This is a genomic window from Arthrobacter sp. GW460-12-1-14-TSB2, assembly GCF_059423525.1.
The window spans coordinates 1-3,603 of record NZ_JBWKYC010000050.1 but is presented as its reverse complement, the minus strand read 5'-3'; the positions used below and the strand labels follow the sequence as shown (position 1 = coordinate 3,603).

The 3,603-nt window shown below is 64.8% G+C and carries 3 protein-coding genes; all 3 read left to right on the top strand.

Translation table 11 applies throughout. The features are described 5' to 3' along the window. Positions 1-226: 226 nt before the first annotated feature. From AC07YR_RS23215 to AC07YR_RS23205, 3 genes are read left to right on the top strand one after another with little or no spacing between them, the layout of a single operon-like run. Positions 227-1,648, top strand: a complete 1,422-nt coding sequence (locus tag AC07YR_RS23215; RefSeq protein ID WP_494735410.1) for an extracellular solute-binding protein — start codon at positions 227-229, stop codon at positions 1,646-1,648. Beyond that, complete coding sequence (locus tag AC07YR_RS23210; protein ID WP_494735409.1) at positions 1,645-2,604, top strand: carbohydrate ABC transporter permease; 960 nt, start codon at positions 1,645-1,647, stop codon at positions 2,602-2,604. Before AC07YR_RS23215 ends, AC07YR_RS23210 begins: the two co-directional genes overlap by 4 nt. A gap of 8 nt (positions 2,605-2,612) precedes the next feature. Continuing rightward, positions 2,613-3,515, top strand: coding sequence for a carbohydrate ABC transporter permease (locus tag AC07YR_RS23205; RefSeq protein WP_494735408.1), 903 nt, complete (start codon positions 2,613-2,615; stop codon positions 3,513-3,515). Positions 3,516-3,603 lie beyond the last annotated feature (88 nt).

Here is a 3,603-nt window from a genome sequence, read left to right as displayed (position 1 = left end):
CATAAAACTGCTCCCCGGAAGTCGGAACTGAATTTCTCAGTCCAACTTCCGGGGAGCAGTTCAAAGTGAGAGAGCGTCGCGAAAAATGCGGCAGCAAGTGAGAGAGCGTCGCGAAAAGTGCGGCGGGAAGTGAGAGAGCGTCGCAGTGAGGCGCACGGTTGTGACGCTTGACACGTGTTAGGTCGTTCATCTACAGTTCCTAACACGTGTTAGGAAGGAAATTGACATGACCGGAGCCACAAACGGGCACCTGCGGGAAATCACCCGCCGTACCGCCCTTGGTGCCCTCGGCGCGGGAATTATCGGAGCAACCGTGGCATCGTGGCCGCGGCTCTCCGGAACGGACATTCCGGGCCGCGGGGACAACAGCCTCAGCATCGCCATCATGGGCACCGCCGCAGACGCCGCCGCCCGCCAGCGCGCCATCGACGCCTTCACCCGACTCCACCCGGAGATCAAGGTCAAGGTCCAGGCCATCCAGGCCGTGGACTGGAAAGACTTCTTCACCAAGATCCTCACCATGGTGGCTGCAGGCACGCCGCCGGACGTGGTCTACGTGGCCACCGAAGGCGCCCAGCTGTTCGCGGAAAAGCTCGCGCATCCGCTCGACGAGTACGTGCGCCGCGACGCCGCGGACATGCGGGAGTTCTTCGAGGACGTGCACCCCAGCCTGGTGGAGGCCTTCATGTACAAGGGCAGCCTGTACCAGCTCCCCATGGACTGGAACGCGGCCAACATGTACTACAATACCACCGCGTTCGCGCAGGCCGGACTGGAGCGCCCGGCGGATGACTGGACCCACCTGGACTTCCGCAACAGCCTCGCCGCCATGCGCAAGGCGCGGACTTCGGACTTCACCCCGTATTACTGGACCAACCGGCTCTTCGGCGGTGTGGTTCCGTGGCTCTACGCGAACGACACCAGCTTCCTGAAAGAGACCCGGTCCACCGGCGGGGAGTGGCTCTGGGATGGCTTCTACGCCAACGATCCCTCCCGCAGCCTCCGTTCAGGCGGATACCAGTGGCTGGAGCCGAACGCCAACGACGACCGCGTCTTCGAGTCCTTCGACTACCTCCGCGGACTGGTCAAGGACGGGCTCGGCGTCCGCCCTGAGGAGGGCGGCGGCAGCTCGCTTGTCGGGCTGTTCGCGTCCAACCGCATCGGTACGACGCCGGCCGGCGGCTACTGGGTGCAGGGCCTGCACGAGGCCGGGATGGGCGAAAGCGATTTCGACGTCCAGTTCTTCCCGCGCTGGAAGACCCAGCGGCACCAGTTCGGCACCGCCGGCTACGCGATCATGAAGACCGCCAAGGACAAGGACGCCGCTTGGGAATGGATTAAGTTCAGCTCCAGCCGCGAGGCCATGGAACTGATCTTCCCCAACCCGATTACGACGCCGGCGCGCCGCTCCATGGTCAACGAGCAGCTTTACGCCGGCAAGGGACCCGCCCACTGGAAGGTCTTCTACGACACCCTGGACAGGTTCCCCACCACAGGCCCCATCCCGGCCCCACCGCAGCAGGCCGCCGTCGAAACGGCCCTGATGAAGAACGTTTCGCTGGCTGTCAGCGGCGACGAGCGCCAGCTCAAGCAGGCCCTCGCCTCCATGCAGCGCGACCTTGAACTGGCCCTGAGGAGGCAGTCATGAGCACCACCACCCCGCCGCGGGAGCGGCCGAGGCAGGCGGCCGGGCAGGCCGTGCCGGCCCAGCACCAACCCACGGCCAAGTCGCGGCACAGCCAGCGTTGGCTTGCCTGGATCTTCCTGGCCCCCACCATCCTCGGCATGGGCCTGTTCACCCTGATCCCGATCGTAGCCTCCGCGGTCCTTGCCTTCTTCCGCTGGGACATCATTTCTGCGCCGACGTTCGTGGGCTTCGACAACTTCTCCGAAGTGGTCCAGGACCCCACCGTCCGCGTGTCCTTCCTGAACACCATCGTGTTCGTGGTGGTGGCGGTGGCCTTCCAGCTGGGGCTCGCCCTGGCGCTGGCCATCATGGTGCAGGAGAAGATGCCGGCCTGGCTGCGCGTGTTCTTCCGTTCGGCCTTCTTCTTCCCGCTCATCCTGTCCGCGGCCTCGGTATCCATCTTCATGCGATACCTCTTCAACGAACAGTTCGGCGTGGTGAACTGGTTCCTGTCCCTGGTAGGCATCCCCGCGGTGCCGTGGCTGACCACACCGGGCGGGTCTGCCGCCGTCGTGATCCTTGTCTACGTGTGGCAGAACTTCGGGTTCTCCTTCCTGCTGTTCATCGGCGGCCTGGCTTCCATTCCCGTGGAGACATACGAGGCAGCATCGATCGACGGCGCCACCGGCTGGCGCAAGCACCTGCACGTCACGCTGCCCCTGCTGAGCCCCACCACCCTCGTGGCTTCGGTGATGGCCATCATCAGCGCCCTGCAGGTGTTCGACCAGCCCTTCGTGCTGACACGCGGCGGCCCCGGCGACTCCACGCGCACCGCCGTCATGGTCATCTTTGAATCGGCCTTCCAGCGCCTCGAGTTCGGTCAGGCGTCCGCCATCGGCGTGCTTCTCACCCTCATCATCATGGCCATTACGGCCGCGCAGTTCCGGCTCAGCAAACGATTCGTCTTCTACCAGTAAGGCCAGCCATGACAACCACTACAGACCACGGCCTGGCTGGGCATTCCCCCCGGCTCTCGGAAGGCCTCCCCGAAACGTCTCCCACGCGGCGCAGGTTCAGCTGGAGTTTCGCCCTCCGCGTCGGCCTGCTGCTGATCACGGCAGCCCTGACGCTGGGCCCGGTGCTCTGGACCCTGTCGACCTCGCTGCGGTCGCCGTCGGAATCCTTCAAGCTGCCGCCGTCGTTCTTCCCGTGGAACCCGGACTTCACCTCCTACGGTGAAGTATTCCAACAGCTGAATATCTTTCTCCTCGTCCTCAACAGTGCCCTGGTGACCGGCCTGATCGCGGTGGGCCAGATGGTGTCCGCGGCGATGGCGGGCTACGCCTTCGCGCACCTGAAGTTCCGCGGCCGCGGTGCACTCTTCTCGATCGTGCTGGCCACCATGATGGTGCCGGTGCAGGTCACGATCGTGCCCGTCTTCATGTTGATCCGCGGCATGGGCCTCTCGGACACGCTGCTGGCGCTGATCCTCCCGGCCATTCCGACGGCTTTCGGTACATTCCTGATGCGCCAGTACTTCATGGGGCTCCCCGCCGAACTGGCCGAGGCCGCCTCGATCGACGGCGCCAGCCCCTGGCGGACGTTCCGTTCCGTATATGCACCGCTGGCGATGCCCGGCATGGCGATCGTGGGAATCCTCGCTTTCAACTTCCACTGGAACGAGTTCTTCCGCCCGCTCATCCTGACCATCTCCGAGCAAAACTTCACGCTTCCGCTGGGACTTGTCTCGCTCCAGGGCAACCTGGGAACCGGCAGCATCTCAGTAGTTCTCGCAGGCGTGGTCCTGTCCATGATTCCGGCGCTGGTGGTCTTTATGTTCGGCCAGCGCGCACTCCAGGACGGCCTCACTGCCGGCACCGGAAAATGACCTACTCACCGAAAGGCCCCGCAATGCCCGCCACGGACCTCGCCGCCGTCCACTTCGACGACGTCGCCGCTTCCCACCCCGACCCCCC